Annotated in this window: 24 protein-coding genes and 1 pseudogene; 8 read left to right on the top strand and 17 right to left on the bottom strand. The window is 60.5% G+C overall.

From position 1 onward, the window contains the following. Positions 1 to 7 precede the first annotated feature (7 nt). Positions 8 to 340, bottom strand: a pseudogene (locus tag PLD_RS31055) (PAS domain-containing protein); the annotation flags it as partial. A 184-nt stretch (positions 341 to 524) separates the two neighbouring features. Further along, on the bottom strand, positions 525 to 1,385 hold the full coding sequence (locus tag PLD_RS07920) for a LysR family transcriptional regulator (protein WP_159891476.1): 861 nt from the start codon (positions 1,383 to 1,385) through the stop codon (positions 525 to 527). 97 nt (positions 1,386 to 1,482) lie between these two features. On the opposite strand from PLD_RS07920, the gene gstA reads away from it, so the two are divergent. Beyond that, complete coding sequence (gene gstA, locus PLD_RS07915) at positions 1,483 to 2,085, top strand: glutathione transferase GstA (protein WP_159891474.1); 603 nt, start codon at positions 1,483 to 1,485, stop codon at positions 2,083 to 2,085. Positions 2,086 to 2,408: 323 nt separating this feature from the next. After that, entirely contained in the window at positions 2,409 to 2,834 is a 426-nt protein-coding gene (locus PLD_RS07910) for a GNAT family N-acetyltransferase (protein WP_159891472.1), read from the top strand. 9 nt (positions 2,835 to 2,843) lie between these two features. On the opposite strand, the gene def is transcribed toward PLD_RS07910, so the two are convergent. The 3 genes from def to PLD_RS07895 form a co-directional block, all read right to left on the bottom strand. Beyond that, the gene (def, locus tag PLD_RS07905) at positions 2,844 to 3,383 is read right to left on the bottom strand and encodes a peptide deformylase (protein ID WP_159891470.1); all 540 of its coding nucleotides are present in this window, start codon (positions 3,381 to 3,383) and stop codon (positions 2,844 to 2,846) included. Beyond that, complete coding sequence (locus PLD_RS07900) at positions 3,380 to 4,330, bottom strand: YihY/virulence factor BrkB family protein (RefSeq protein ID WP_159891468.1); 951 nt, start codon at positions 4,328 to 4,330, stop codon at positions 3,380 to 3,382. Before PLD_RS07900 ends, def begins: the two co-directional genes overlap by 4 nt. 188 nt (positions 4,331 to 4,518) lie before the next feature. Then, complete coding sequence (locus tag PLD_RS07895; protein ID WP_159891466.1) at positions 4,519 to 4,710, bottom strand: CsbD family protein; 192 nt, start codon at positions 4,708 to 4,710, stop codon at positions 4,519 to 4,521. 209 nt (positions 4,711 to 4,919) lie between these two features. On the opposite strand from PLD_RS07895, the gene PLD_RS07890 reads away from it, so the two are divergent. Continuing rightward, positions 4,920 to 5,297 carry a hypothetical protein gene (locus tag PLD_RS07890; protein ID WP_159891464.1) on the top strand — a complete coding sequence of 126 codons (378 nt, stop codon included), beginning with the start codon at positions 4,920 to 4,922 and terminating at the stop codon, positions 5,295 to 5,297. Positions 5,298 to 5,359: 62 nt separating this feature from the next. Here the strand turns inward: PLD_RS07890 and fadD1 are convergent, their stop codons facing one another. Continuing rightward, positions 5,360 to 7,051, bottom strand: coding sequence for a long-chain-fatty-acid--CoA ligase FadD1 (fadD1, locus tag PLD_RS07885; protein WP_159891462.1), 1,692 nt, complete (start codon positions 7,049 to 7,051; stop codon positions 5,360 to 5,362). Between the two features lie 339 nt (positions 7,052 to 7,390). Further along, a complete protein-coding gene (fadD2, locus tag PLD_RS07880) occupies positions 7,391 to 9,079 on the bottom strand; it encodes a long-chain-fatty-acid--CoA ligase FadD2 (RefSeq protein WP_159891460.1) in 1,689 nt (562 codons plus the stop codon). A 215-nt stretch (positions 9,080 to 9,294) separates the two neighbouring features. Here fadD2 and PLD_RS07875 point away from each other — a divergent pair, with 215 nt between their 5' ends. After that, positions 9,295 to 10,239: an alpha/beta hydrolase gene (locus tag PLD_RS07875; RefSeq protein ID WP_159891458.1), complete on the top strand. Its 945-nt coding sequence runs from the start codon at positions 9,295 to 9,297 to the stop codon at positions 10,237 to 10,239. 50 nt (positions 10,240 to 10,289) lie between these two features. Continuing rightward, positions 10,290 to 10,760: a MaoC family dehydratase gene (locus PLD_RS07870; protein WP_159891456.1), complete on the top strand. Its 471-nt coding sequence runs from the start codon at positions 10,290 to 10,292 to the stop codon at positions 10,758 to 10,760. A gap of 24 nt (positions 10,761 to 10,784) precedes the next feature. On the opposite strand, the gene PLD_RS07865 is transcribed toward PLD_RS07870, so the two are convergent. The 4 genes from PLD_RS07865 to PLD_RS07850 all read right to left on the bottom strand — a co-directional run bounded on the left by PLD_RS07865 (position 10,785) and on the right by PLD_RS07850 (position 14,467). Next, positions 10,785 to 11,651 (bottom strand): HlyD family secretion protein, encoded by an 867-nt coding sequence (locus PLD_RS07865; RefSeq protein WP_159891454.1) that lies wholly within the window; start codon positions 11,649 to 11,651, stop codon positions 10,785 to 10,787. Positions 11,652 to 11,661: 10 nt separating this feature from the next. Then, positions 11,662 to 11,868 carry a DUF1656 domain-containing protein gene (locus tag PLD_RS07860; protein WP_159891452.1) on the bottom strand — a complete coding sequence of 69 codons (207 nt, stop codon included), beginning with the start codon at positions 11,866 to 11,868 and terminating at the stop codon, positions 11,662 to 11,664. Continuing rightward, positions 11,855 to 13,843 (bottom strand): FUSC family protein, encoded by a 1,989-nt coding sequence (locus tag PLD_RS07855; RefSeq protein WP_159891450.1) that lies wholly within the window; start codon positions 13,841 to 13,843, stop codon positions 11,855 to 11,857. Before PLD_RS07855 ends, PLD_RS07860 begins: the two co-directional genes overlap by 14 nt. A gap of 156 nt (positions 13,844 to 13,999) precedes the next feature. Continuing rightward, positions 14,000 to 14,467, bottom strand: a complete 468-nt coding sequence (locus PLD_RS07850; RefSeq protein ID WP_159891448.1) for a PA2169 family four-helix-bundle protein — start codon at positions 14,465 to 14,467, stop codon at positions 14,000 to 14,002. A 205-nt stretch (positions 14,468 to 14,672) separates the two neighbouring features. Between PLD_RS07850 and PLD_RS07845 the strand changes: the two genes are divergently transcribed. Together PLD_RS07845 and PLD_RS07840 are read left to right on the top strand one after the other, a co-directional pair. Further along, complete coding sequence (locus tag PLD_RS07845) at positions 14,673 to 14,909, top strand: DUF3820 family protein (RefSeq protein ID WP_159891446.1); 237 nt, start codon at positions 14,673 to 14,675, stop codon at positions 14,907 to 14,909. 14 nt (positions 14,910 to 14,923) lie between these two features. After that, entirely contained in the window at positions 14,924 to 16,114 is a 1,191-nt protein-coding gene (locus PLD_RS07840) for an aminotransferase class V-fold PLP-dependent enzyme (protein WP_159891444.1), read from the top strand. A 201-nt stretch (positions 16,115 to 16,315) separates the two neighbouring features. Here PLD_RS07840 and PLD_RS07835 read toward each other — a convergent pair whose 3' ends face one another. The 3 genes from PLD_RS07835 to zwf are packed head-to-tail and all read right to left on the bottom strand — an operon-like array spanning position 16,316 to position 19,168. After that, a complete protein-coding gene (locus tag PLD_RS07835) occupies positions 16,316 to 16,981 on the bottom strand; it encodes a bifunctional 4-hydroxy-2-oxoglutarate aldolase/2-dehydro-3-deoxy-phosphogluconate aldolase (RefSeq protein ID WP_159891442.1) in 666 nt (221 codons plus the stop codon). Positions 16,982 to 16,998: 17 nt separating this feature from the next. Further along, positions 16,999 to 17,712: a 6-phosphogluconolactonase gene (pgl, locus tag PLD_RS07830; protein WP_159891441.1), complete on the bottom strand. Its 714-nt coding sequence runs from the start codon at positions 17,710 to 17,712 to the stop codon at positions 16,999 to 17,001. Further along, the gene (gene zwf, locus PLD_RS07825; protein WP_159891439.1) at positions 17,699 to 19,168 is read right to left on the bottom strand and encodes a glucose-6-phosphate dehydrogenase; all 1,470 of its coding nucleotides are present in this window, start codon (positions 19,166 to 19,168) and stop codon (positions 17,699 to 17,701) included. The genes pgl and zwf overlap by 14 nt, the downstream gene beginning before the upstream one ends. 225 nt (positions 19,169 to 19,393) lie before the next feature. Here zwf and PLD_RS07820 point away from each other — a divergent pair, with 225 nt between their 5' ends. After that, positions 19,394 to 20,254 (top strand): MurR/RpiR family transcriptional regulator, encoded by an 861-nt coding sequence (locus tag PLD_RS07820; RefSeq protein ID WP_170001736.1) that lies wholly within the window; start codon positions 19,394 to 19,396, stop codon positions 20,252 to 20,254. Positions 20,255 to 20,326: 72 nt separating this feature from the next. On the opposite strand, the gene PLD_RS07815 is transcribed toward PLD_RS07820, so the two are convergent. From PLD_RS07815 to PLD_RS07805, 3 genes are all read right to left on the bottom strand, one after another. Next, positions 20,327 to 21,181, bottom strand: coding sequence for a D-hexose-6-phosphate mutarotase (locus tag PLD_RS07815; protein WP_159891437.1), 855 nt, complete (start codon positions 21,179 to 21,181; stop codon positions 20,327 to 20,329). Positions 21,182 to 21,310: 129 nt separating this feature from the next. Then, complete coding sequence (locus tag PLD_RS07810) at positions 21,311 to 22,660, bottom strand: carbohydrate porin (RefSeq protein WP_159891435.1); 1,350 nt, start codon at positions 22,658 to 22,660, stop codon at positions 21,311 to 21,313. Between the two features lie 88 nt (positions 22,661 to 22,748). Next, complete coding sequence (locus PLD_RS07805) at positions 22,749 to 23,909, bottom strand: ABC transporter ATP-binding protein (RefSeq protein ID WP_159891433.1); 1,161 nt, start codon at positions 23,907 to 23,909, stop codon at positions 22,749 to 22,751. Between the last annotated feature and the right edge of the window lie 2 nt (positions 23,910 to 23,911).

The following is a 23,911-nucleotide window of genomic DNA, read 5'->3' as shown; positions in this document are numbered from 1 at the left end:
GAACCACCTAGGAGCCCTTCTGCGCACAGGAATCGTTTTGCACCGAAGTGCTATGGGCGGACTGCAAGCACGTCATCTGTTCGGTGATATCGCTGGCGAACTTGACCACCTTGTACAAACGCCCCTTGGCATCAAACGGTGGATTGTAAGAGGCCTCAAGAAACACCGTCTGGCCGTACTTGTTTTTCCGCTCGAAACGGTGAGAGTGAAACTCCTCCCGGTTCAAGGAAACCCAGAACTGCTTGTACTCGGCTGACTCGGCTTCAGCACGATGGCAGAACATGCTGTGGTGCTGCCCCACGATTTCATTCAAGGAGTACTGCATGGTCTTGAGAAAGTTATCGTTGGCGTCGAAACATCACGAGCCCCAGGTTCAAAAAGTAACCGGGAGTTTTTTCACCATCGGGCATAGACAGGCGCCGACTCGATGCAAGGCCACCACTCAGTCTGTTTTCACAACGTTTAAATGCCTTTCAAGCCTTCGCCAAGAGTATCAACATGACGCGCCAGGAACCGTCCGCCGACTAGTCCCGAGCGAGCATCTGCAGAAAAGCCTGAACCAGTCCGTGCGCCTCCCGACCCGGCGCGGTCACCAGAGCAAACTGGCGCTCGATCGCGCAACTCAAGGGCAGCACACGCAGTCCCTGGCGCTGTTCCGGCAAGGTACTCTCGGGTACCAGGGTCACCCCCAAACGCTCACGCACTAGGCTGAATGCGCTCTTCCACTCGCGCACTTCGATCTGCACATCCGCCAACGGTATTCCTGCGTCGGCCGCCAGGCTGCGGGCATTTACCGAACAGCCGCCAGTGGCCAGGACGAAAGGCTGCGACAGCAAGGCTTCAAGCTCGATGGTCGGGGCTTGCCAGGGGTGATCCTGGGGCAGCACGGCCACCCACGAATCGACGCCCAGCAACCACGAACGACGCGCGGGCAGCGGATTCAACACCACTCCCAGATCCACCAGTTGTGCCTCCAGCAGGGCTTCGACTTCATCGTCGCTGACCTCCAGTTGCACCACCTCGATCCCAGGGTGTAACTGCTTGAAGCGTCGCAGCACCGGTGGCAGGAAGCTCGCCAGGACCATGGGAAAGCCCGCCAGGCGCAAACTGCCCTGGAGGATGCCCCGGGCCGCGGCCACTTGCCGGCGTACCTGAGCCAGCGCTCCGAGCATCACCCGGGCCTGCTCCAGCACTTGGAGGCCAATTGCCGTAGGCAGCGCCTGGCGGTGCTCACGGATGAACAGTGACACTCCCAGCATGTCTTCCATCTGGGCCAAGGCCTGACTGGCCCCGGACTGGGTCATGCCCACCTGCTCGGCGGCCCGGGTGATGGTGCCGCACTCGGCTATCGCCACCAGCAGGCGCCAATGCATCAGGTTCATCATGGCAGTAGCCTTCCTTATGGATATTTTCTGAAAGATTAATTTTACCCATGCCAGTACTGCCCCGACACTGACCAGAACATCAACCAGAGACCCGCCGATGAAACTCTACTACGCCCCTCAAGCCTGCTCCCTGGCCTGCCATATCGTGCTGCGGGAACTGCAACTGCCGTTCGATGCCATCCGTGTCGACAATCGCAGCAAGCGCACCGCCGACGGGCAGGACTTCCTCGCCATCAACCCCAAGGGCTACGTGGCCGCCCTGCAACTGGACAACGGCGAAGTGCTCACCGAAAGCCCGGCGATCCTGCAATACCTGGCCGATCTCAAGCCCGAAGCCGGCTTGGCCGCGGCCAATGGCAGCTGGCAACGGGTACGCCTGCAGGAAACCCTGAACTTCATCACCAGCGAAGTTCACGGGATCATGGGCTGGCTGTTCAACCCTGGGCTCGATGACGGCGTGAAGGCGGTGTTACAGCAGAAGTTGTTCAAACGCCTTGCGCTGCTGGAGCAGACCCTGGAGCATCAGGATTATCTGCAAGGCGGGCAGTTCAGCATCGCCGATGCCTATCTGTTCACCGTGCTGCGCTGGACTGCGCTGTTTGCCATCGATCTAGGAGCCTGGCCAGCGCTGGTGAAGTTCCAGGCCCGGGTCGAGCAGCGGCCTGCGGTACGGGAGGCATTGGCGGTGGAGCTGGCGTAGGTTCGGAACAAGAAATGGAAAAATTGCGCTGAACAGGCAGAACCGGCCTGTCATTTCAGGAGGGATAAAACCAAGCCCGCGCTGCGGGCTTGGTCAAATTGATCAATGGCCGAAGATGTTCACTTCGGTTTTCTTGGCCTTTTTCTCGGCGCGTTTCTCGTCAGCGCTCTTGGCCGGCTTCTTCTTGGCGCTTTTCTTGGCGTTCATACCTTTGGACATGACGTTCACTCCACTGATGCGGGATAGGCATCAGGTATAACACCTATCGCCACCGGGGGTTCCTTTATAATCCGCCGCTTCCCGCGGCCATACCCGGAACCCTCATGTCCAGCCTTCAGATCAGCCTGCTTGCCGAGGCATCGCGACCGTTACTGAACAAGTTCTATCGCCAGCACCAGTCGCCCATGCGCGCCTCGCCCGAAGGTCAGCTGTGGGTACTCAAGGACGGCGAGATCATCGCCGGGATGAGCCTGAGCAAAGTGGCTCAAGGTCATTGGTTGACGGGGTTGTTCGTCGCCCCGGCCTGCCGCGGCCAAGGGCTGGCCGCGCAGTTGGTGGCGCGTGCCTTGGGCGAGGTTGCGGGGCCGGTGTGGCTGTTCTGCCACCCGGACCTGCAACGGCTGTATCAACGCATGGGCTTTGCCCTCACCGACCAATTGCCGCAGCCACTGGCCGAACGCCTGGCCCGCTACCGCCGCAACAAAGCCCTGCTGGCCATGGCCATCCGCAGTCTCGAACAGGCTCACTGAGCCGCGACATCAGTCGTCGGAACTGGGGTCAAGATCGGGAAACAGCACTTCGCTGAAGCCAAACTTGCTGAAATCGTTGATCCGCGACGGGTACAGCCGCCCGATCAGGTGATCGCATTCATGCTGCACCACCCGCGCATGAAAGCCCGACGCCACGCGCACAATCGGCTCCCCCCTGGGATCGAAGCCTTCATAGCGGATGTGCTGATAGCGCTGGACCGCCCCGCGCAGACCGGGAACCGAGAGGCAGCCCTCCCAGCCTTCTTCCAGTACCGGGCTCAAGGGTGTGATCAACGGATTGATCAGGATGGTCTGGGGCACGGCTTCGGCATCCGGGTAACGTTCGCTGTGCTCGAAGCCGAAGATCACCAACTGCAGGTCGACGCCAATCTGCGGTGCCGCCAGACCGACGCCGCCGACGCTTTCCATGGTCTGGAACATGTCGTCGATCAGTTGCCATAACTGCGGACTGTCGAACATCTCGGACGCAACCGCAGGCGCGATGCGCAGGAGGCGTTCATCGCCCATTTTGAGGATTTCACGGATCATGTTCGGGCTTCGTCAGAGGTCGGGTGGAGCGAGTGATCTCGGCCCAGTCCCGAAACGTGTTGTTTATCGCCGGGACCGTCAAAGTCCTTTTCACCAGGCTCCTTGCCTTCGGCCGACATGTGTTCGATCACCGCATTCATTTCCGCCCCCAGCAACAGCACCGCCGAGGAAATATAGAAATACAGCAACAGCACGATGATCGCGCCGATGCTGCCATACATGGCGTTGTAGTTAGCGAAGGTTTTCACGTAGTAGGCAAACCCCAGGGACGCCACGATCCACACCACCACCGCCAACACCGAGCCTGGGGTGATGAAGCGGAACTTTTGCTTCACATCGGGCATCACGTAATACATCAAGGCCACCGCCACCATCATCAGCAGCACGATCACCGGCCAGCGCAACACCGTCCACAAGGTCACGATGAACTCTTCCAGGCCCACCTGCCCGGCCAGCCAAGTCATCACCTGCGGCCCCAGGACCATCAACGCCGCGGCCGCCAGGAGCATGCCGGCGATGCCCACGGTATACAACACCGACAACGGAAAACGTTTCCAGATCGGCCGCCCCTCAACCACGTCGTAGGCTGCGTTCATCGCGCTCATCATCAAGCGTACGCCCGCCGAAGCGGTCCACAACGCGATGACAATACCCACCGACAGCAATCCGCCCTTGGACTGCTGCAGTTGGTCAATCACCGGATTGACCTGTTCCAGCGCCTGGGGCGGCAGCACCAACTCCGATTGCAGGCGCAGCCAGGTGAAGAAGTCCGGCAAGTGCAGAAAACCGATCAGGGCGATGAGAAACAGAATGAAGGGGAACAACGAAAACAGCATCTGGTAGGCCAGCGCCGAAGCATAAGTGGACATTTCGTCCGCAATGAACTCGTTGACCGTGCGGATCAGCACACGGTGCAGGGGCAAACCTTTGAGGTCTGGAAAAAGCATAGCGTCTCCTTTCGCCGCAAAAAGGTTGAAGTCGATGGCGACTCAGGGGGCGTTTTCTACAACAAATTAGCTTAGTTGGCGAACGGCAACCATTTCCATTGATGGATTACCTGTATTCAAGGGAAAACCGGACATGAAAACGGCCATCCAGGGATGGCCGCATCTGTGCATCATCGGGTGCGCCGTGCTCAGGCCTCGTCGATGGTTTTCTTCACCGTCTCTTTGACTTTACCCACTGCTTGCTGGGCTTCGCCTTTCACTTCCTGCAGCTTGCCTTCAGCCTGCAACTGGGTGTTGCCGGTGGCTTTGCCGACACCCTGCTTGACGTTGCCGATGGCTTCGTTAGCCAGGCCTTTTACCTTATCCGCTGTACTGCTCATGGTATTGCTCCGTTGAACATTCATTGATCGAACAAAGGGGGTACAGGGTTACCCAAGGTTGACCCGCGGCCATTGCGCAGAGTTTCAATTATTTTTTCCGGCCATTTCATCAGTGATCCGAGGTTGCGCTTTATGTTTGCCAGGCAACCCGGGAGAATGCTCGGCCTGTTCAGGTCAAGCACTGAAGATCCAATCCTCGTAGGAACGTTATGAAACTCGATAAAAAGCAGGCCATCGCCCGTAGAAACCAGGAACTGGGCGGTGCGGTGCTGGGCGTCAACAACTGCCATTTCGCGGAGCTGAACCGTAATCGCAACATCTGGTGGTTCGATATTCTGGTCACCCGCCTGGCCATTGGTCAGTACGAATGGGTGCACCTGCTGTTGCACACTCCGGACACCGACCAGTTGCTGCACCTGAAAGTGCCCACTGTGTTCCTGCGGGAAAAAATGGAAGGCCTGGTGGTACGTAATCAAGGCAAGCGCAAAGCGGCCCTGAGCCTGGAACTGAGCGCCGACAAGGACTCGTTCCTCAATGACGTGCGCCCGGCCGGCACCGGTGTGAACTTCGCCCAGTTTCAGCAGTAAGCTTGCCCCCCGATAAAAAATAGCCCCGCATTGGCGGGGCTGTTTTTTATCGGCACTGAGGCTTAATTCTTCACGCCAAGCTTCTTCAGCTCTTGATCACGCAACTCGCGGCGCAGAATCTTGCCAACGTTGGTGGTCGGCAGGACATCGCGGAACTCCACCGCCTTGGGCACCTTGTAGCCGGTAACGTTGGCGCGCATGTGCTCCATTACCTGCTCTTTGGTCAGGGTCACCCCTGGCTTGGCGACGATGAAAATCTTGATGGTTTCGCCGGACTTTTCATCCGGAACGCCAATGGCCGCGCACTGCAGGACACCCGGCAACGAGGCCAGTACATCTTCCAGTTCGTTGGGATACACGTTGAACCCCGAAACCAGGATCATGTCTTTCTTGCGGTCGACGATGCGAATGTAGCCGTCTGGCTGAATCAGCGCGATGTCACCGGTCTTCAGCCAGCCTTCACTGCTGAGTACTTCATCGGTGGCGTCCTGACGCTGCCAGTAGCCCTTCATCACTTGCGGCCCCTTGATGCACAATTCGCCGACTTCGCCCAGAGGCAGCTCTTCACCCGCGTCATTGACCACCCGGCACTGGGTCGACGGCACCGGAATGCCGATGGTGCCAATCTGGATATTCTGGATCGGGTTGACCGTGGCCACCGGGCTGGTTTCGGTCATGCCATAACCTTCGCAGATCGGGCAGTTGGTCACGTCCTTCCAACGCTCGGCGGCTGCCAGTTGCAAGGCCATGCCCCCGGAAAGGGTGACTTTCAGCGCCGAGAAATCCAGCTTGCGGAAGGCTTCGTTGTTGCACAGGGCCACGAACAGGGTATTGAGACCGACAAAACCGCTGAACTTCCACTTCGACAGCTCCTTGACCATCGCCGGCAAGTCGCGGGGGTTGCTGATCAGGATGTTGTGGTTGCCCATCAGCATGATGGCCATGCAATGGAAGGTGAACGCATAGATGTGGTACAGCGGCAATGGCGTGATGAGGATCTCGCAGCCTTCACTGAGGTTGGAGCCCATCAACGCCTTGCACTGCAGCATGTTGGCCACCAGGTTGCGGTGGGTCAACATTGCGCCCTTGGCCACGCCGGTGGTGCCACCGGTGTATTGCAGGACGGCCACATCGCCGCTGGCGGGATTGGCTTCCTGCACCGGCTGGCCGTGGCCCTTGCTCAAGGCGTCATTGAACTTGACCGCCTGAGGCAAGTGGTAGGCCGGCACCATCTTCTTCACGTACTTGACTACGCTATTGATCAGCAGGCGCTTGAGTGGCGGCAGCAGATCCGCCACTTCCGTGACGATTACATGCTTGACCCCAGTCTTGGGCACCACGCTTTCTGCCAGATGGGCCATGTTGGCCAGGCAGACCAGGGCCTTGGCTCCGGAGTCATTGAATTGGTGTTCCATTTCCCGCGCGGTGTACAGCGGGTTGGTGTTGACCACGATCAGACCGGCGCGAATCGCACCGAATACCGCGATCGGGTATTGCAGCAGGTTGGGCAGTTGCAGAGCGATTCGATCGCCGGGCCGCAAATCGGTATGCTGCTGCAGGTACGCGGCGAAGGCCCCGGACAATTCATACAACTCACCATAGGTGATTGTCTTGCCAAGGTTGCTAAAGGCCGGTTTGTCAGCGAAACGTTGGCAGGATTGTTTCAATACCGCCTGAATATTCGGATACTCGTCTGGATTGATATCGGCAGCAATCCCAGCTGGGTACTTATCCTTCCAAAAGTCTTCGATCATGGAAGCCCACTCCTCAGCAACGCGAATTCATCACCGCAGTCGATGCGATTATTATTTGTCTGTGTTTTTTATTGGTGTCTATTGTTGGTGAGTCTGGCTGTTTACTTAGGCCGAGAAGTCACAAAGCGCGCCGAGAGTAGCAGCTTTGAAAAAGGCCGCCTAGAGCCAAAAAGGCCTGAATAGTCACATTAATGACTCAAGACCATTTAATGGTCATTTTTAGAGTAAAAATTCTATCCCTTTGAATTCCGCTCTAGCTCGGGCTTTGCGCCCCTGAAATGACTCGGGGGCCAGCCCGTTGCGTCAACCGACTGGCCCCCCGAGGGAGGAACTCAAGGATCAGGCGATGTCACGCAACTCACGGCGCAGGATCTTGCCCACGGGCGTCATCGGCAGCGACTCACGCAGGACAATGTGCTTGGGCACCTTGTAGGCGGTGAAATTCTCCTTGCAGTAGGCCTTGAGCTCTTCCAGGCTGACCCCCGCTTCACGGGGCACCACAAACAGCTTCACCGCCTCGCCGGAACGCTCGTCCGGCACGCCGATCACCGCACAATTGGCGACCTTCGGGTGAGCCATCACCACATCTTCGATCTCGTTGGGGTACACGTTGAAACCCGAGACGATGATCATGTCCTTCTTGCGATCGACGATGTGCACGAAACCGTCAGGATCGATCACCGCGATATCACCGGACTTGAACCAGCCCTCGTCATCCAGCACCTCCGACGTGGCTTCGGCCTTGTTCCAGTAGCCCTTCATGACCTGCGGGCCTTTGATGCACAACTCACCGCGCTCGCCCAGCGGCAGCTCGGCCCCCTGGTCATCGATGACCTTCAAGGTGGTGCCCGGCACCGGCAGACCGACCGTGCCCAACCGCGAGCGGTCGCCATAAGGGTTGGTACAAGCCACCGGCGAGGTTTCGGTGAGGCCATAACCTTCGGTGATCCGGCACCCGGTAATCTTTTGCCAGCGCTCCGCTGTGGCCTTCACCAGGGCCGTGCCCCCGGAGTTGGTCAGCTTCAGACTGGAGAAGTCCAGGTTCTTGAATTCTGGGTGATCCATCAGTGCCACAAACAGGGTGTTGAGCCCCAGCAGCGCAGAAAATCGCCACTTCCTCAGCTCCTTGATGAAGCCGCCGATGTCTCGCGGGTTGGTGATGAGCACGTTGTGGTTGCCGGTCACCATCATGCACATGCAGTTCGCGGTGAACGCGTAGACGTGGTAGAGCGGCAGTGGCGCGATCATCACCTCCTGGCCTTCACGCCATTGCGTGTGGCCATCGGGTCCATGCTGGCCGAGGCAGGCCCGCGCCTGCTGCATATTGGCCACCAGGTTGCCGTGGGTCAGCATCGCCCCCTTGGGCAGCCCGGTGGTGCCGCCGGTGTATTGCAGCACGGCGATATCATCGAGCCCCACCTGCAGCGGCTTGATCACTTGGCCACGCCCCAGGCGCAAGGCGCTCTTGAAGGCAATGGCCTGCGGCAATTGATAGGCCGGCACCATCTTCTTGACCTTGTCCACCACGGTATTGACCAACCACCCCTTGGCACTGGACAGCATGTCACCCATTTTGGCTTCGATCAGGAACTGGATATCGGTATCGCCCAGCACCTCCTGGACCTTCTGCCCGAAGATGTTCAGGTAGACCAGGGCCCGGGCGCCGGAATCCTTGAACTGATGACGCATCTCCCGCGCGGTGTACAGCGGGTTGGTGTTGACCACCACCAGGCCGGCCCGCAGCGCGCCGAATACCGCGATCGGGTATTGCAGGACATTAGGCATCTGCACCGCGATCCGATCCCCCGGCACCAGATCGGTGTGGCATTGCAGATAACCGGCGAACGCAGCGCTGTAGCGCTCCAGTTCAGCATACGTGAGGGTCAAGCCCATATTGCTGAAGGCCGGGCGGTCAGCGAACTTCTTGCAGGAACGCTCAAACACCTCGACCACCGACTTGAAAGCCCCCAAATCGATCTCGTTGGGAACGCCGGCGGGGCGTTTATCATTCCAGAAATCAGGCTGCATTATTCTTGTCCTCCTATTTACCTGAGCGGACCGGGCCGCCACTGTAACGCTGCCAGCGGCGGGGAATCACCGGACGTTAGCAGCTATGGCGATGCAGGCAAATATGCACGAGCGTGTCATTGACTGTGTGAATCTTGTGTCCAACAGACGTACGAGTCAGACGCGTAGGCGCCAATGGGCTATAAAGTGCAGCGTATACGAGCAAAGGAATCGCCATGATCCATGACATGTTCTGGCTGACTACCAGCGACCACCAGCGCCTCTTCGTCAACCAGTGGCTGCCCGAGAGTCCACTCAAGGCGGTTGTCCTGCTGTCCCACGGCATGGCCGAGCACAGCGGCCGCTATGTTCGTCTGGCCGCGGCCTTGTGCGCCGAGGGTTATGGCCTCTATGCACCGGATCAGCGCGGCCACGGTAAAACCGCAGAAACCGGGGTGCTCGGCCATTACGCGGACCAGGGCGGCTGGAACAAGGTGATCTGCGACCTGGCTAGTCTCAATCAGCACATCGGCCAGCAACACCCTGGCACACCCATCGTGCTGCTGGGTCACAGCATGGGCAGCTACATCGCCCAGGGGTACATGCTGCACCACAGCGCCAGCCTCCAGGCAGCGATTCTCAGCGGTTCGAACTTCCAGCCCCTGGCCCTGTATCGTGTCGCTAGCCTGATTGCCCGCCTCGAACGCTGGCGCCAGGGCGCTCAGGGCCGCAGCGCGCTGATCAACTGGCTGTCCTTTGGCTCCTTCAACAAAGCCTTCAAGCCCAACCGCACCGCCTTTGACTGGCTCAGCCGTGATCCGGCGGAAGTCGACAAGTACGTAAACGATCCTCTGTGTGGCTTCCGTTGCACGAACCAACTATGGATCGACCTGCTGGGCGGACTGCAGCAGATCAGCAAGATCGCCAACCTGGCACAAATCGATCCGGGCCTGCCGCTGCTGGTCATGGGCGGGGAATGTGATCCGGTGAGCGCTGGCAAGCGTCTCAAGGATCTGGCCAATGCGTTGCGCGAGGCTGGCAGCCAGCGCCTGCAACTCAATATCTACCCGCAGGCGCGCCATGAGCTGTTCAACGAAAGCAACCGTGACCAAGTGACCCACGACGTACTGGCCTGGCTGGCCCAGGCGCTGCAGCACCGGCGCCCACTCCGATCGGAGTAGGCGCCGGTGCTGCCAGTGCGTTCATTTATCTGTCAGAGGATTTCAGCAAGATGACCCAGGTTACCAACACCCCTTACGAAGCCCTGGAGGTCGGTCAGACCGCCCAGTACAGCAAGACCGTCGGGGAGCGTGACATTCAACTGTTTGCGGCCATGTCCGGCGACCACAACCCGGTACACCTGGACCCCGAGTTCGCTGCCGCCACCATGTTCAAGGAACGCATCGCCCATGGCATGTTCAGTGGCGCACTGATCAGCGCCGCTGTCGCCTGCGAGTTGCCTGGACCGGGCACCATCTACATCGGCCAGCAGATGAGTTTCCAGAAACCGGTAAAGATTGGCGACACCCTGACCGTGCGCCTGGAAATCCTCGAAAAACTGCCGAAATTCCGCGTGCGCATCGCCACCCGTGTGTTCAACCAGCGCGATGAACTGGTAGTGGACGGCGAGGCCGAGATTCTCGCCCCACGCAAACAACAGACCGTGACCCTGCCAACCCTGCCAGCCATCACCATCGGCTGAGCCCCATAGCCAGCGTGTCGGCGCCTACAGCTTGCCCCCCTCCTCGACCTGCACGCTGGCGGTCATGCCAGCGCTCAGGCCGATACCTTGCGGTACCTTGTCCAGCTTGATCCGAACCGGAATCCGCTGCGCCAGGCGCACCCAGTTGAAGGTCGGTTCGACCTCAGCCAGCAGTTGCCCGTCGGGGGTGGCGTTGCGGTCAGTGATGCCCCGACTGATGCTTTCGACATGCCCCTGCAGGGCCTCACCGGCACTCATCAGCCAGACCTTCACCGGGTCGCCGACCTGGATGCGCGGCAGCTTGGTTTCTTCGAAATACGCCTGAACGTAGAAGGTCGAGTCATCGATCAGCGCCATCACCGGCTGCCCAGCATTGACGTAATTACCCTCGGCCAGACGCAAGTTGGTGATATGCCCGCTACGAGGCGCATGCACCTGGCTGCGGGCCAGATTCAGTTCGGCCACCTTGGCTTCGGCCTGGGCCTGGCGCAGCTCGCCACGGGCGATGCCGGCGTTGATCTGAGCGTTCTCGCGCAACTCAGCGCTGATGGCCTGGGGACCGAGGCTGGCACGGCGACTGGCCTCATGCTCGCGCAAGTTCAGTTGCTGCTGGCGGGTCTGTACCACCGCCCGGGCTTTTTCCAGGGCGGCCTCGAAACGCTCTCGATCAAGGCTCAATAACAGATCCCCGGCCTTGACCTGCTGGTTGTCCGTCACCTTGAGCTCACGCACCCAGCCAGATACATCCGGGGCGACGATCACCACGTCGGCGCGAATCCGCGCATCGCGGGTCCAGGGCGTGAGCATGTAGTACTGCCACAGGTGATAACCGGCAAAGATCGCCACCGCCACCAGGCACAAGGTAAACGCGACACGTACAGGTGTACGCATAATCAACTCCTTATAAAGGTCCCAGGACCACCGTGATCACCGTCAACACACAGACGTACAGGGCACAATCGAACAGCGCTTCGTGCCAGATCCAGCGTCCCAGCCCACTGATCCGCACCAGCCCCCGCAAAACGCCGGTGAGGACCAGCGCCAGCAGCACATAAATCAGAAACGGGCTGAGCAGCACCCCGCCCAATGACCACTCACGCAGCCCCATGGTTTTCCTCCTGCTGCCGGCACCAACTGCGCCAGCTGTTTTGCAGTTGCAACACCGCGCCTTGCGCCAGCTTCAGCGCGTCACTTGGCGGCTGTTGCTCCAAGGCCTGGAGCAATGTCGCGCTGGGCAGCTCCAGGGCATCGGCGCGACAGCCCGCCGGGCCTTGCTCCAAAGTGTGTTGCAACTGCTCGAAATAGGTCCGCTGCGCTGAGCTGACAGGGGCCTGGGCCACCGCCAGGCTCAGGCGCAAGTGCATCAGTTCATCGCCGATATCCAGGCCCAGCAAGCCATCGTCCCAACGGCTGCGGGCCGGCTCAGGCAACTCCGGATAATGCCGGGCCAGTTGCAGCAGCCGATCAGCCATGCGTCCGCCAAACCAGCTTTCCGCGCCCCGCAGATTTCGCCGGGTCAGACGTACCAGATCACTCAAAGTCGCCGCCAGCAGCCGCCGACCGTGCCAGGCCGGGTTACGCAGAATCAGCAACCGGAAAGCCAGCACCGCAGCGCCCACGCCCAGCACCATGGCCTGGGCGTTATTGAAGAAGCTGGCGACATCGAAATGCATCTGGTTCATCGGAGAAATCAGCACGACGAAATGCAGGCAAAACGAGGTGGCGGTGGCGCCGATCTGCGGCTTGGCCATGCCCAGAGCTCCGAAGAATAGAGGTACGCCCATGGCCATCGCCAACATCGGGAAACCGCTCCACTGGGGCAGCACAATCTGCCCGACCACGAATGCCACCGGGATCGCCAGGAAGATCCCGCGCATAAAACTCATGCCGATCTGCGCGCCGTTCTCGCGACTGGCAAACAAGCTACAAACCACGCACGTCAGCAGCATCGCCCCGGAGGCCGCCGGCCAGGCGGTGGCCATCCAGAAACCGGCCACCGTAAGGAACGCCAACGCACTGCGCGCGCCAAACACCAGGGCCAGTGACAGGTCACGGTGCGGCGTCAGGGTCGCCGGCTGTTCTGCCCAGGCCCGCCCCTCCTGCACCGCATCCAGGGCATGGGCGGCCGCCAGGGCGGTGTCGAGCAACAACGCAAAGCGCGCCAGGCAGAAACTCTGCGCAGGACTGATCCGCTGCGCATGAGACGCCTCCAACAAGCGTGGACGCAGAGCCTGCAGGCTGGTTTTGTCCGCCGCGGCCAGGGCTTGCTGGACGTGATCCATCCAAGGCTGTAATTGCCGGGCTTCGTCGGCATCCAGTTGCTGCCATTGGCGCCCTACTGAACGGGAGGTGCGCAACAGCATCAGCAACTTCTGACTCAGACCACTGATCGCCCGGGCCCGCTGACGCCCTAGCGGACCTTCAAACCAGGCATGTTCGCGCTGAGAGTCCACTGCGACGATGCGCCCGAGTATCTCCAGCAGGCCCTGCCGTGCCAGGACGCTCCCCAACACGTTGGCCTGCGCCGCCTGCATCCCGCTGTGCCAGGCTGAGCGCGCCTGATCAGCCAACTGGCGCTCCACCCGCATCGGCCAGATCAAGGCGCTGCTGACGGTGGCGCAGATAATGCCCAGGGAAATTTCCGTGCATCGGGCCACGGCTTGATCGAATATCCCCAACGGATGACTGATGGCGGGCAAGGCAATGATTGCCACGGTGTAACCGGCAAGCACGAACGAGTAGGACCAGGCGCTGCGCAACAGCGTCGAACTGGCTGTACACACACCTAGCCACAACGCCAGGGCCAGCAGGAATAACCAGGGGGTCTGAGCGAACAGCCCCATGAACAGCACCGAGACCAAGGTGCCGATCAACGTTCCCAGCAGCCGGGCCAGGCCTTTTTGCAGGACCATGCCGGACAGCGGTTGAGCGACGATGAACGCCGTCATCAGGGCCCAGGACGGCTGCTCCAATCCCCAGCGAAACGCCAGCCACAAGGCGACGCCGCCACCCAGCAGGGTCTTGATGGCGAACTGCAACGCGGCCAGGTTGGGAGCAAGCAGGGCCTGCAATGTAATGGGCACGAACAAGGACTCTTGGAAACACAGATGAACGATAGTCGGAATCGCCCAGGGCGGGCGCGACGCAATTATTAGCTAGCTAACTAAATTCCGTCCAGTACTAAATCGCACGCATAAAAAAACGCCAGGCTGGCTGGCGTTTTTTACAGCGTCTAACGATTACGAACGGGCACGAGCCTGGTTGCGCAACGCTTTCACCTGATCGTGATTGCGTAGCGCGCCATGGTACTGACGCTCAACCACGTCGCGGATGCCGGCCAGGTTGTGCTTGTTGATCTTCTCCAACGCGTCCTTGTAGGACTTCAGCGCATGGTCTTCACCGCGCTCCGCCTCGTTGAGCACCGCCTCCTCATCCTTGCCGGTGACCAACGATTTGAGGTCGACCCAACGGCGATGCAGATCGCCGCTGACACTGGTGGAAGTATGCGGATCGCCGCCCATGGAACGCACCACCGACTGCAGTTCGGCCGCCGCTGTGGCGCAATCGGTGGAGCGCTTGATGAACAACGCCTTGAGTTCTGGGTGCTTAATGTCTTCGGCGCAGGTTTTGAAACCCTCCTGACCATCCTTGCTGGTCTCGATCAGGCTGTTGAGTACCGAAATCGCTTCTTTGTTCAAGTCAGTCATTTTCTGGTTCCTTGCAGGTTGCGAGAGTCGAGTTAACCGTTGCACTCGCCATGCCAGACTGTGAACTTATATTTTTTATTTATTTTTCAATACGTTAATTAATATCAAAAAAACTGTAGCCGCTTTATTTGCATGATCTGTCATTTGGCCTGCATGCAGAATGCCTGTATTTTCCAAGGCGTTTTAATCACACGAACGTTGCGCCATGACGCCTGAGACACTGGAACTGCTGGTCACCCGGGAAATGCCCTTCGGCAAATACAAGGGACGCATCCTCGCCGACCTGCCCGGCCCTTACCTGAACTGGTTCGCCCGAGAAGGGTTCCCCAAGGGAGAGCTCGGCGGCCTGTTGGCCCTGATGCAGGAAATCGACCACAACGGCCTTGCCGACCTGTTGGACCCACTGCGCGCCAAACACGGCAAACCCAAACCCCGCCACTGAAAAAAGAGCCCACCATGCCAAGGACTGCCACAACACTGGCCCACGACGAAGTTCATTGGCAGGGCATCGCCCGACAGTTCGACATCGCCCCTGGGCCGATCAACCTGGAAAACGGCTATTTCGGGCGCATGACCCGCACGGTGGCCGAGGCCTACCAACACAACATCCTGTGGGTGAACCGCAGCAACTCCGTGCACGTGCGCCAGCGCTTCGAACAGACCGAAGCCTTGCAGATCCGTCGGCAACTGGCCGAACTACTGGACGCCCCGGAAAACGCTGTCGCCCTGACCCGTTGCGCCTCCGACGCCTTGCAATCATTGATCCGCAACTACAACCGCCTGCAGCCTGGCGACCAGGTGCTGCTCAGCGACCTGGAGTACGACACGGTAAAAAGCGCCCTGCGCTGGCTGGCCCGCCACCGCGGTGTCGACGTCATAGAGATCGAGCATCAGCACCCTGCCAGCTTTGACAGCCTGATCGACACCTACACCCAGGCGTTCGAGCGCTATCCGCGCCTTAAACTGATGCCTTTGACTTATGTCACCCATCGCAGTGGCCTGGTGATGCCGGTGCAGGCCATTGCCGCCGCCGCTCAAGCGCACGGGATCGACATCATTCTCGATGGCGCCCACGCCCTGGGGCAGATCGATTTCGACCTGGCAAACCTGGGCATCGCCTTCGCCGGTTTCAACTTGCACAAATGGATCGGTGCGCCGCTGAGCCTGGGCTTTCTCTATATCGACCCACAGCGCTTGTCGGACATCGACCCGGACATGGGTGAGTTTCACTTCCCCGCCGACGACATACGCGCCCGCACGCCCTACAGCACACCCAACATTCCCGCGCTGATGACCTTGCCCCAGGTGTTCGAGGAACACCGGGCCATGGGCGGTTCGGTGGCCAAGGGAGCGCGCCTGAACTACCTGCGCGAAACCTGGACCGAAGCGGTTCGCCAGATCCCCGGCATTGAAGTCCTGACGCCACAGGATCCACGCCTGTGCTGCGCCATCAGCGCCTTGCGTTTCACCCGCCACCAGAGCCAACAAGGGCAGGTTGATCGTCTGTTGCAAGACTACAACCTGTTCACTGTGACCCGCAGCGGCGCCGGCTTTGGTCCGTGCATCCGCATCACCCCGGGCCTGGTGACACCTCTTGAACACATCCAGCGCTTGATCGAGGCCGTGAGCAAACTGGCCGGACAATGACCCAAGGCGCTCCGCAGGCTGCGATAGGGCCTCACAGGTCTTTTAAGCGCTAGAGCCCATCACCTGCGCTGCCAGTCGCAGGCCGTGGGCGACAGTCACAAATAGCCGGCGGCCCCATGCTTTTACGCGGACAAAAAAAACGGTGCACCGACCAAGCGCACCGTAAAGCCGTAGAACACACCAACGAATCGGGTAAAAACTTCAGTCCAGCAGAGACAGGGCCTCGGCCGTGCACTCTTGAATCCGCGCCCAGTCGCCGTTCTTGATCCACTCGGGATCAAGCATCCAGCTACCGCCCACGCACATCACATTCTTCAACGCCATGTAGCTCTTGATGTTGGCCGGGCCAACGCCGCCGGTGGGGCAGAATTTCACCTCACCGAATGGGCCGCCCAGGGCCTTGATCGCCGCCACGCCGCCACTGACTTCCGCCGGAAACAACTTGAAGCGGCGATAACCCAGGGCATAACCTTCCATGATCCCGGAGGCGTTGCTGATCCCCGGCAACAGCGGGACCGCGCTGGCGACGCTGGCCTGCAGCAGATCACGGGTGATGCCAGGGGTCACGATGAACTGCGAACCCGCCGCCTCCGCCGCCGCCAGCATCACCGGGTCGAGCACCGTACCGGCACCAGTCACCAGCTCCGGACGCTGCTCGCGCAGGATCTGGATGGCCTTGAGGCCGAATTGCGAACGCAGGGTCACTTCCAGAGCGCTCAGGCCACCGGCCGCCAGGGCGTCGGCCAATGGCAGTACATCCTGCTCCCGGGCGATGGTGATCACCGGCAGGATCCGCGCCTTGGCGCAGAGACTGTCGATCAGGGCAACTTTGTCCGCCATGGAAACGGTCAGGGGTTGGTTTGTCATAGCGGCTGATCCTTGGCTCATGGGCACCAGTAAATCTCTAACGGGGTTTGCAGGAAGGCGCGAATCGGCATGTCGGCGACAGCGTCACCCGCCAGTGCGGCACTCAGGGTGGCCAGCTTGGACTGACCGGAAATCGACAACAGTTGATTGCGGGCCGATACCAGCAAGGCCCGACTCATGCTCAAGCGTTGATGGGGCACGCTCGGCGCCAGCATCGGCCAACAGCGGCGAGTGCCGTCGGCCTGGAGCGCTTCGGCCAGGTTCGGGCTGTTGGGGAACAGCGAGGCGGTGTGTCCGTCATCGCCCATGCCCAGCACCAGCACATCGATGCCCGGCAACTCGGCCAGCAGACGATCGGCCTGCTGGGCGGCCTCCTCCAGATTGGCCGCGGCACTGTAGAGGCCGAAGAAACGCGCTTTGGCCACGGGCCCCTGAAGCAGGTAGCGCTTGAGCAGGCCGGCGTTGCTGTCGGCATGTTCCACCGGCACCCAACGCTCGTCCGCCAGGCTGATCAGCACCTTGGACCAGTCCAGTTCCTGCTTCACCAGCGCCTGGAAAAACGCCACCGGGCTGCGCCCGCCCGACACCACCAGGGTTGCGTGACCGCGCGCGGCAATGGCCTCGCGCAGCAGCTCGGCCACCTTCAGCGCCTGGCCTTCGGCCAGTAGCGTGGGGCTGCGGAATTCGTGGGCGCGCACGCCCGTGGGCAGTTGCAAATCAGATATCGCCATACCAAGACCTCCCGTCCCGCGTGATCAGTGCAATGGAACTCATCGGCCCCCAGGACCCGGCCGCGTAGGGCTTGGGCGCATCGCCGGATTTCTTCCAGCCGGCGATCAACTGGTCACACCACTTCCACGCGGCTTCGATTTCATCTTTGCGCACAAACAGGTTCTGATTGCCGCGCATCACTTCCAGCAACAACCGCTCGTAGGCATCGGGGATCCGCGCGCTGCGATAGGTGTCGGAAAAATTCAGCTGCAACGGACCGCTGCGCAGCTGCATGCCCTTGTCCAGGCCCTGTTCCTTGGTCATCACCCGCAACGAAATGCCTTCGTCCGGCTGCAGGCGAATGATCAGCTTGTTGCTGATCTGCAGGCGCTGCTCGGGGGCGAAGATATAGTGCGACGGCTCCTTGAAGTGGATGACGATCTGCGACAGTTTTTGCGGCATGCGCTTGCCGGTGCGCAGGTAGAACGGCACCCCGGCCCAACGCCAGTTGCGGATGTCGGCCCGCAGGGCGACGAAGGTTTCAGTGTCGCTCTGGGTGTTGGAGTTTTCCTCCTCCAGGTAACCCGGCACCGACTGGCCCTCGCTATGGCCGGCAATGTACTGGCCGCGCACCACCTGGGTGGTCAGGCCTTCCGGGCTGATGGGCGCCAGGGCCTTGAGCACCTTGACCTTCTCGTCGCGGATGCTGTCGGCGGACAGGTCGGCCGGCGGGTCCATGGCGATCAGGCAGAGCAGTTGCAGCAGGTGGTTCTGGATCATGTCCCGCAGCTGGCCGGCCTTGTCGAAATAGCCCCAGCGGCCTTCGATGCCAACCTTCTCGGCCACGGTGATTTCCACGTGGGAGATATAATTCTGGTTCCACTGGGTTTCGAACAGGCTGTTGGCGAAACGCAGGGCGATCAGGTTCTGTACCGTTTCCTTGCCCAGGTAGTGGTCGATCCGATAGATGCGGTTCTCCGGGAAGAATTGCGCCACCGCGTCGTTGACCTTGCGCGAGGAATCCAGGTCCGAGCCGATGGGTTTTTCCAGAACCACGCGGGTGTGCTGGTTGAGCCCGACCTTGGACAGGTTCTCGCAAATCGCGCCGTAAACAGCCGCCGGAGTGGCGAAGTAGGCGATCAGGCGCTGTTCGCTGCCGGCACACTCGGCCAGGGCGATGTAATCATCGGACTTGAGGAAATCCACATGCAGGTAGCTCAGGCGAGCAAGAAAGGTCTGCAGCACCTGGGCATCGATGTCCTTGTCGCCAACGTATTTGCGCAGCTCGGTTTCGATAGTCGCCAGGTGCTCTGGCTCGCTGCCTGGCTCACGGGCCAGGGCCAGAATCCGCGTATCCTCATGCAACAGACCCGCGGCATCGAGTTGGTACAGGGCAGGAAACAGTTTACGCAGCGCCAGATCGCCCAGCGCGCCGAACAAGGCAAAGGTGCAGGGTTCAACCGTAATCGAAGGCATGATGTTTGTTCTTTTATCAAGTTAAGCTACAAATACCTTTTTTCAAGGCATCACTCAAGGAAAAATGTAGTAATAAACACAACATTTTTACAAAAAACAGATTCCCAGTGGTGGTCGTTCCGGGCCATCAGTAGGATAGGCCACCTCTCAACTTCGCATTGCGGGCACGGTAGCGGCTCTGCCGCTGTGCCTGTCTAACCGATCTAGGAAACCTGAATGGACCGAGTGCGAAATCTTCTGGAGCAGATCCAGAACCGTCTTGAAGAACTGAACAAGGCGGAACGTAAAGTCGCCGAAGTCATCCTGCTCAACCCGCAGCAGGCGACTCGCTTCAGCATCGCCGCCCTGGCCCAGGCCGCCTCGGTGAGTGAGCCGACGGTCAATCGCTTCTGCCGCTCGTTCGGCGTCAGCGGCTACCCGGAACTCAAGTTGCAACTGGCCCAAAGCCTGGCCAGCGGCGCAGCCTATGTCAGTCGCGCGGTGGAAGCCGACGACAATCCCGAAGCCTACACGCAAAAGATTTTTGGCAGCGCCATCGCCTCCCTCGACAGCGCCTGCCAGGCCCTGGACCCGAACCTGATCAGCAAGGCCGTCGACCTGTTGATTCAGGCTCGGCAGATCCACTTCTTCGGCCTCGGCGCCTCGGCCCCGGTGGCCATGGATGCACTGCACAAGTTTTTCCGCTTCAACCTGGCAGTCACGGCCCATGCCGACGTATTGATGCAGCGCATGATCGCCTCGGTGGCCCACACCGGTGAACTGTTCGTGATCATTTCCTACACCGGCCGTACCCGCGAACTGGTGGAAGTGGCGCGCATTGCCCGAGAAAACGGCGCTTCCGTGCTGGGGCTGACCGCGGAGAACTCGCCACTGGCCAAGGCCAGTACCTTGAGCCTGAACATCCCCCTGCCGGAAGACACCGATATCTACATGCCGATGACCTCGCGGATCATTCAGCTCACGGTGCTCGACGTGCTGGCCACCGGCATGACCCTGCGCCGTGGCGTGGACTTCCAGCCGCACCTGCGCAAGATCAAGGAAAGCCTCAACGCCAGCCGCTACCCGGTGGGCGACGAGTTCAACTGATCGCCCCCGTGCGCCGGCAGACCTGCTCCCGTCGGGAGCCGACCTGCTGGCGCTGTGGCGGCGTACCCCACCCTACCCCGCCGCTCGCGCCTGCAAGCTCAGGTGCGCCTGCTGCCCCGGCGCCAGGCACAAGCTGTCGGTGCCACCGGTCGCCGCCTCAACACACACGAAACGCGACACCTCGTTCCAACTCACGCCCAACAGCGGCCGTGGGCCAGGATGCCAGACCACCGTGTCGCCATCATTACCGGTATCGATACACAACTCACGCTGCCAGGCGTGATCCTTGAGCTGCAACTCGCCTTCGTGCTGGAACACCCGCTGGCAGCCGCCTTCCACTCGCAACTCGCCCTGCTGCTGGCAAGCCTGGCGGTTCAACTGGTCATAGCCCTGGACGCCGTCAAGCCCAGACAGCGCTACCTCACCCACGTCGCCAATACGCCAGTAAGCGTGCAAAGCCTGGCTCAACTGGCAGGGTTCGCTGTCCTGATGCTCGGTGCTCAGGCGCAGATCCATGCTCTGGCCCAGGTGGGCGTGCAAGTCGACCTGCCAGTCGCACAGTTGCAACTGCCAGTGCAGACGCACGCCGTCCTCATCACTGCTGCTGTCCAACAGTTTCCAGTCCAGCAACCGTGCCCAACCGTGGGACGGCCAGGCGTTTTCACTGGGATGGCGGCCGTACCAGGGCCAGCACACCGGCACCCCGCCACGGATCGCCCCCACTTGCGGCCACTTTGAAGCGCACCACAGCCAGGGCTTCTGCCCGGCCGGCTGAAAGTGCAGCAACTGCGCGCCCTGGCGACTGAACACCGCCTGACACAGCGGGTGATCGATCACCAGCACATCACGCAGTTGATAGCGCTCCCAAGCGAACACCGGGCGCTCGCGCAGGGATTTGAAAAAGCGTTGTAGCGGATGCTCATGCATGAGCCACGGTCCTGAAAATCACTGCTGTCTCGATATTGATGAAGGACTGCGCCATCCCCACAAAAAAAAGCGGACAGCCCGAGCCGTCCGCAAAATGCGCACATGGAGGAGGAGCTTATCGCAACAGCCCTAGAACACCGACTGAATTTTCAACCCAGCCACCAGTGCGTTGTCGACTTCATCCACACCGCCTGGATGGGTGACGTATTGCAGGTTGGGGCGCACGGTCAGCCAGTTGGTCACGTGGAAGCCGTAGTTGATCTCGTAGTTGTATTCCGTGTCGCGCAGCGGCATGTACAGCGGGTTGTCGTAGTTGCTGATGCCGTTGTCCCGGTTGATCAACTGGGCGTTCTTGCGCACATCGTCGTTGACGTGGATACGTGCGAAACCGATGCCCACGTCATCTTTCGGACGCGCATCGAACGGCCCCTTGTACACGAACATCAGCGATTGATAGTTGTCGACGACGTTGGTGTCCTTGTCGTGGAAGGTGGCGTTGGCGGCGATGTTCAGGCCACGGGAAGCATCGCCGTTGTGCATGGTGAGTTGCTGCTGTGCGACAAACCAGTAGCCATGCTTGCTGTTGTGCACCCGATAGGCGGCGCCGGTGTCCGCGGCGTCCTGGCCGTTGGCGTCCTTGCGCACATCGTTGGCATCGGCGGTGCTCTTGTAATAACCGACGCGGTACTCGCCCGGCAGGTTGTCCAGCTTGGGCGACCAGACCAGTTCCACTGGCAATACCGTGCCCTTGGTGCCGCTGCCGCTGAGCTTGAAGCCGTTGCCGTGTTCCAGTTGCGAGGGGTTCTGGTTGTAGGCGCCGATCTGCGCATACAGCTCGGGGGTGATGTGGTACTTGACCCGCAACGCCGCCTGGCTGACCGGCCAGTTGTACCAGATGCCGGTGGCCCAGTTACCCACCTGGGAGCCGCAGAACGCCAGGTTCTGGAAGTCGCAGGGGAAGGTGTTGAAGTCTTCGCCTTCACCGAAGTAACCGGCCTTGACGTCAAGCTTGCCATCAAGGAACTGATGCTGAACCCACAACTGGGTCAGACGGACCATATGACCACGGCCATAGACTTCCTGGGAGGAGCTCAGAGTGCCGGCACGCGGGTCGCCGATCCGGTCGTTGGAGATGTTTTGACCATTACGATTGGTCAGCTGAATCTTGGCTTGAGTGTTGTCCCAGCCCAGCAGCTTTTGCAGGTCGAACGCCACGCCCAGGCCGAACTGGTCGCTGTAACGCCCGGTCTTGTCATTGTTGTAGCCGCCATGCAGGTTGGCGCCCATTTCACCGACGTAGTCCGCCTTGATGTCGATCCCCTGCTCGATCAGCTTGGTACGCTCTCCCCCCCAGTCGCCGGTCATCCACTTGGAGTCGGCGCTAAACGCTTCGTCGGCCATGGCATTAGCGGACAGGAGCAATGCCGCCGCGGCTGACAATTGGCAAAACACTCGGGTTTTGCTGTGTTGCTTTTTCATCCCTACATCCTCGTCTTTATTGTTATTAACGATTTATCCAACGCGGTTTACAGCGATAGCGGCGGATGACAGGCCATCCGCCACGCATTCAACGCCCCTTGAACTGCGCCACATTGCCACTGCGCGCCTCGGGCATAGGCGCTCCTGCGGCCCCCAGGCGCTCGCCGGTCTGGGCGTCGAACAACAGCACCCGGGCCGGATCGAACTGCAGGGTCAGGGTTTCACCGGCCTCGGGCGCCTGATCCGGAGCCAGACGGCAGCAGACCTTGGTGCCATTCAAGGTGACGAACACCAGGGTGTCGGGGCCGGTAGGCTCTATCACCTGGACCTCGGCGCGCAGGGTCGGCAGACCATTGGCTTCGGCCGGGGCCAGGGAAATCTGCTCAGGGCGAATGCCGAGGATCACTTCGCGATCCTCAAGGCCAGCGTCCTTAGGGCCCAATGGCAGCTCGCAGCGGGCCTGCCCACTGTCCAGCAAGGCCAGCAAATGACCGTCCTGGCGTTGCAGGCGCAGGGGGATGAAGTTCATCGGCGGCGAACCGATGAAACTCGCCACAAACAGGTTGGCCGGGTCGTTGTAGATCTGCTTCGGCGTGCCGAACTGCTGGATGATCCCGTCCTTCATCACCGCCACCTTGTCGCCCAGGGTCATGGCTTCGATCTGGTCATGGGTGACGTAGACCGTGGTGGTTTTCAGGCGCTGGTGCATCAGCTTCATTTCGGTGCGCATCTCGACCCGCAGCTTGGCGTCGAGGTTGGACAGCGGTTCGTCGAACAGGTAGATCTTCGGCCGCCGCGCCAGGGCCCGGCCCATGGCCACCCGCTGCTGCTGGCCACCGGAAAGCTGGCCCGGCTTGCGGGTCAGCAGGTGTTCGATCTGCAGCAGCTTGGCCACCCGCGCCACTTCCGCGTCGATCTCGGCAGTGGGCATCTTGCGGATCTTCAAACCGAAGGCGATGTTGTCGCGCACACTCATGGTCGGGTACAGCGCGTAGGACTGAAACACCATGGCGATATCACGGTCCTTGGGGCTCATCCCGCTGATGTCGGCGTCGTCCACCAGGATCGCCCCGCCGCTGATGTTCTCCAGCCCCGCGATGCAATTCATCAGGGTAGATTTTCCGCAGCCGGAGGGGCCGACGAGGATCAGGAACTCACCGTCGTCGATCTTCAGCTCGATGTTTTTCAGGGTGTCCGGCAGGCCAGCACCGTAGGTCTTGTTGACGTTGCGTAATTCGAGAGTTGCCATGC

This window comes from Pseudomonas sp. LD120 (assembly GCF_009861525.1).
In the GTDB taxonomy this organism is placed as follows: Bacteria; Pseudomonadota; Gammaproteobacteria; order Pseudomonadales; family Pseudomonadaceae; genus Aquipseudomonas.
Note: the sequence above shows the minus strand (reverse complement) of the source record. Positions and strands in the feature narration are given on the sequence as shown.

Coding starts and splice junctions, on each gene's coding strand:
- PLD_RS07920 (WP_159891476.1), bottom strand. CDS start 1,385: ATGATGAACCTGATGCATTGGCGCCTGCTGGTGGCGATAGCCGAGTGC.
- gstA (WP_159891474.1), top strand. CDS start 1,483: ATGAAACTCTACTACGCCCCTCAAGCCTGCTCCCTGGCCTGCCATATC.
- PLD_RS07910 (WP_159891472.1), top strand. CDS start 2,409: ATGTCCAGCCTTCAGATCAGCCTGCTTGCCGAGGCATCGCGACCGTTA.
- def (WP_159891470.1), bottom strand. CDS start 3,383: ATGATCCGTGAAATCCTCAAAATGGGCGATGAACGCCTCCTGCGCATC.
- PLD_RS07900 (WP_159891468.1), bottom strand. CDS start 4,330: ATGCTTTTTCCAGACCTCAAAGGTTTGCCCCTGCACCGTGTGCTGATC.
- PLD_RS07895 (WP_159891466.1), bottom strand. CDS start 4,710: ATGAGCAGTACAGCGGATAAGGTAAAAGGCCTGGCTAACGAAGCCATC.
- PLD_RS07890 (WP_159891464.1), top strand. CDS start 4,920: ATGAAACTCGATAAAAAGCAGGCCATCGCCCGTAGAAACCAGGAACTG.
- fadD1 (WP_159891462.1), bottom strand. CDS start 7,051: ATGATCGAAGACTTTTGGAAGGATAAGTACCCAGCTGGGATTGCTGCC.
- fadD2 (WP_159891460.1), bottom strand. CDS start 9,079: ATGCAGCCTGATTTCTGGAATGATAAACGCCCCGCCGGCGTTCCCAAC.
- PLD_RS07875 (WP_159891458.1), top strand. CDS start 9,295: ATGATCCATGACATGTTCTGGCTGACTACCAGCGACCACCAGCGCCTC.
- PLD_RS07870 (WP_159891456.1), top strand. CDS start 10,290: ATGACCCAGGTTACCAACACCCCTTACGAAGCCCTGGAGGTCGGTCAG.
- PLD_RS07865 (WP_159891454.1), bottom strand. CDS start 11,651: ATGCGTACACCTGTACGTGTCGCGTTTACCTTGTGCCTGGTGGCGGTG.
- PLD_RS07860 (WP_159891452.1), bottom strand. CDS start 11,868: ATGGGGCTGCGTGAGTGGTCATTGGGCGGGGTGCTGCTCAGCCCGTTT.
- PLD_RS07850 (WP_159891448.1), bottom strand. CDS start 14,467: ATGACTGACTTGAACAAAGAAGCGATTTCGGTACTCAACAGCCTGATC.
- PLD_RS07845 (WP_159891446.1), top strand. CDS start 14,673: ATGACGCCTGAGACACTGGAACTGCTGGTCACCCGGGAAATGCCCTTC.
- PLD_RS07840 (WP_159891444.1), top strand. CDS start 14,924: ATGCCAAGGACTGCCACAACACTGGCCCACGACGAAGTTCATTGGCAG.
- PLD_RS07835 (WP_159891442.1), bottom strand. CDS start 16,981: ATGACAAACCAACCCCTGACCGTTTCCATGGCGGACAAAGTTGCCCTG.
- pgl (WP_159891441.1), bottom strand. CDS start 17,712: ATGGCGATATCTGATTTGCAACTGCCCACGGGCGTGCGCGCCCACGAA.
- zwf (WP_159891439.1), bottom strand. CDS start 19,168: ATGCCTTCGATTACGGTTGAACCCTGCACCTTTGCCTTGTTCGGCGCG.
- PLD_RS07815 (WP_159891437.1), bottom strand. CDS start 21,181: ATGCATGAGCATCCGCTACAACGCTTTTTCAAATCCCTGCGCGAGCGC.
- PLD_RS07810 (WP_159891435.1), bottom strand. CDS start 22,660: ATGAAAAAGCAACACAGCAAAACCCGAGTGTTTTGCCAATTGTCAGCC.
- PLD_RS07805 (WP_159891433.1), bottom strand. CDS start 23,909: ATGGCAACTCTCGAATTACGCAACGTCAACAAGACCTACGGTGCTGGC.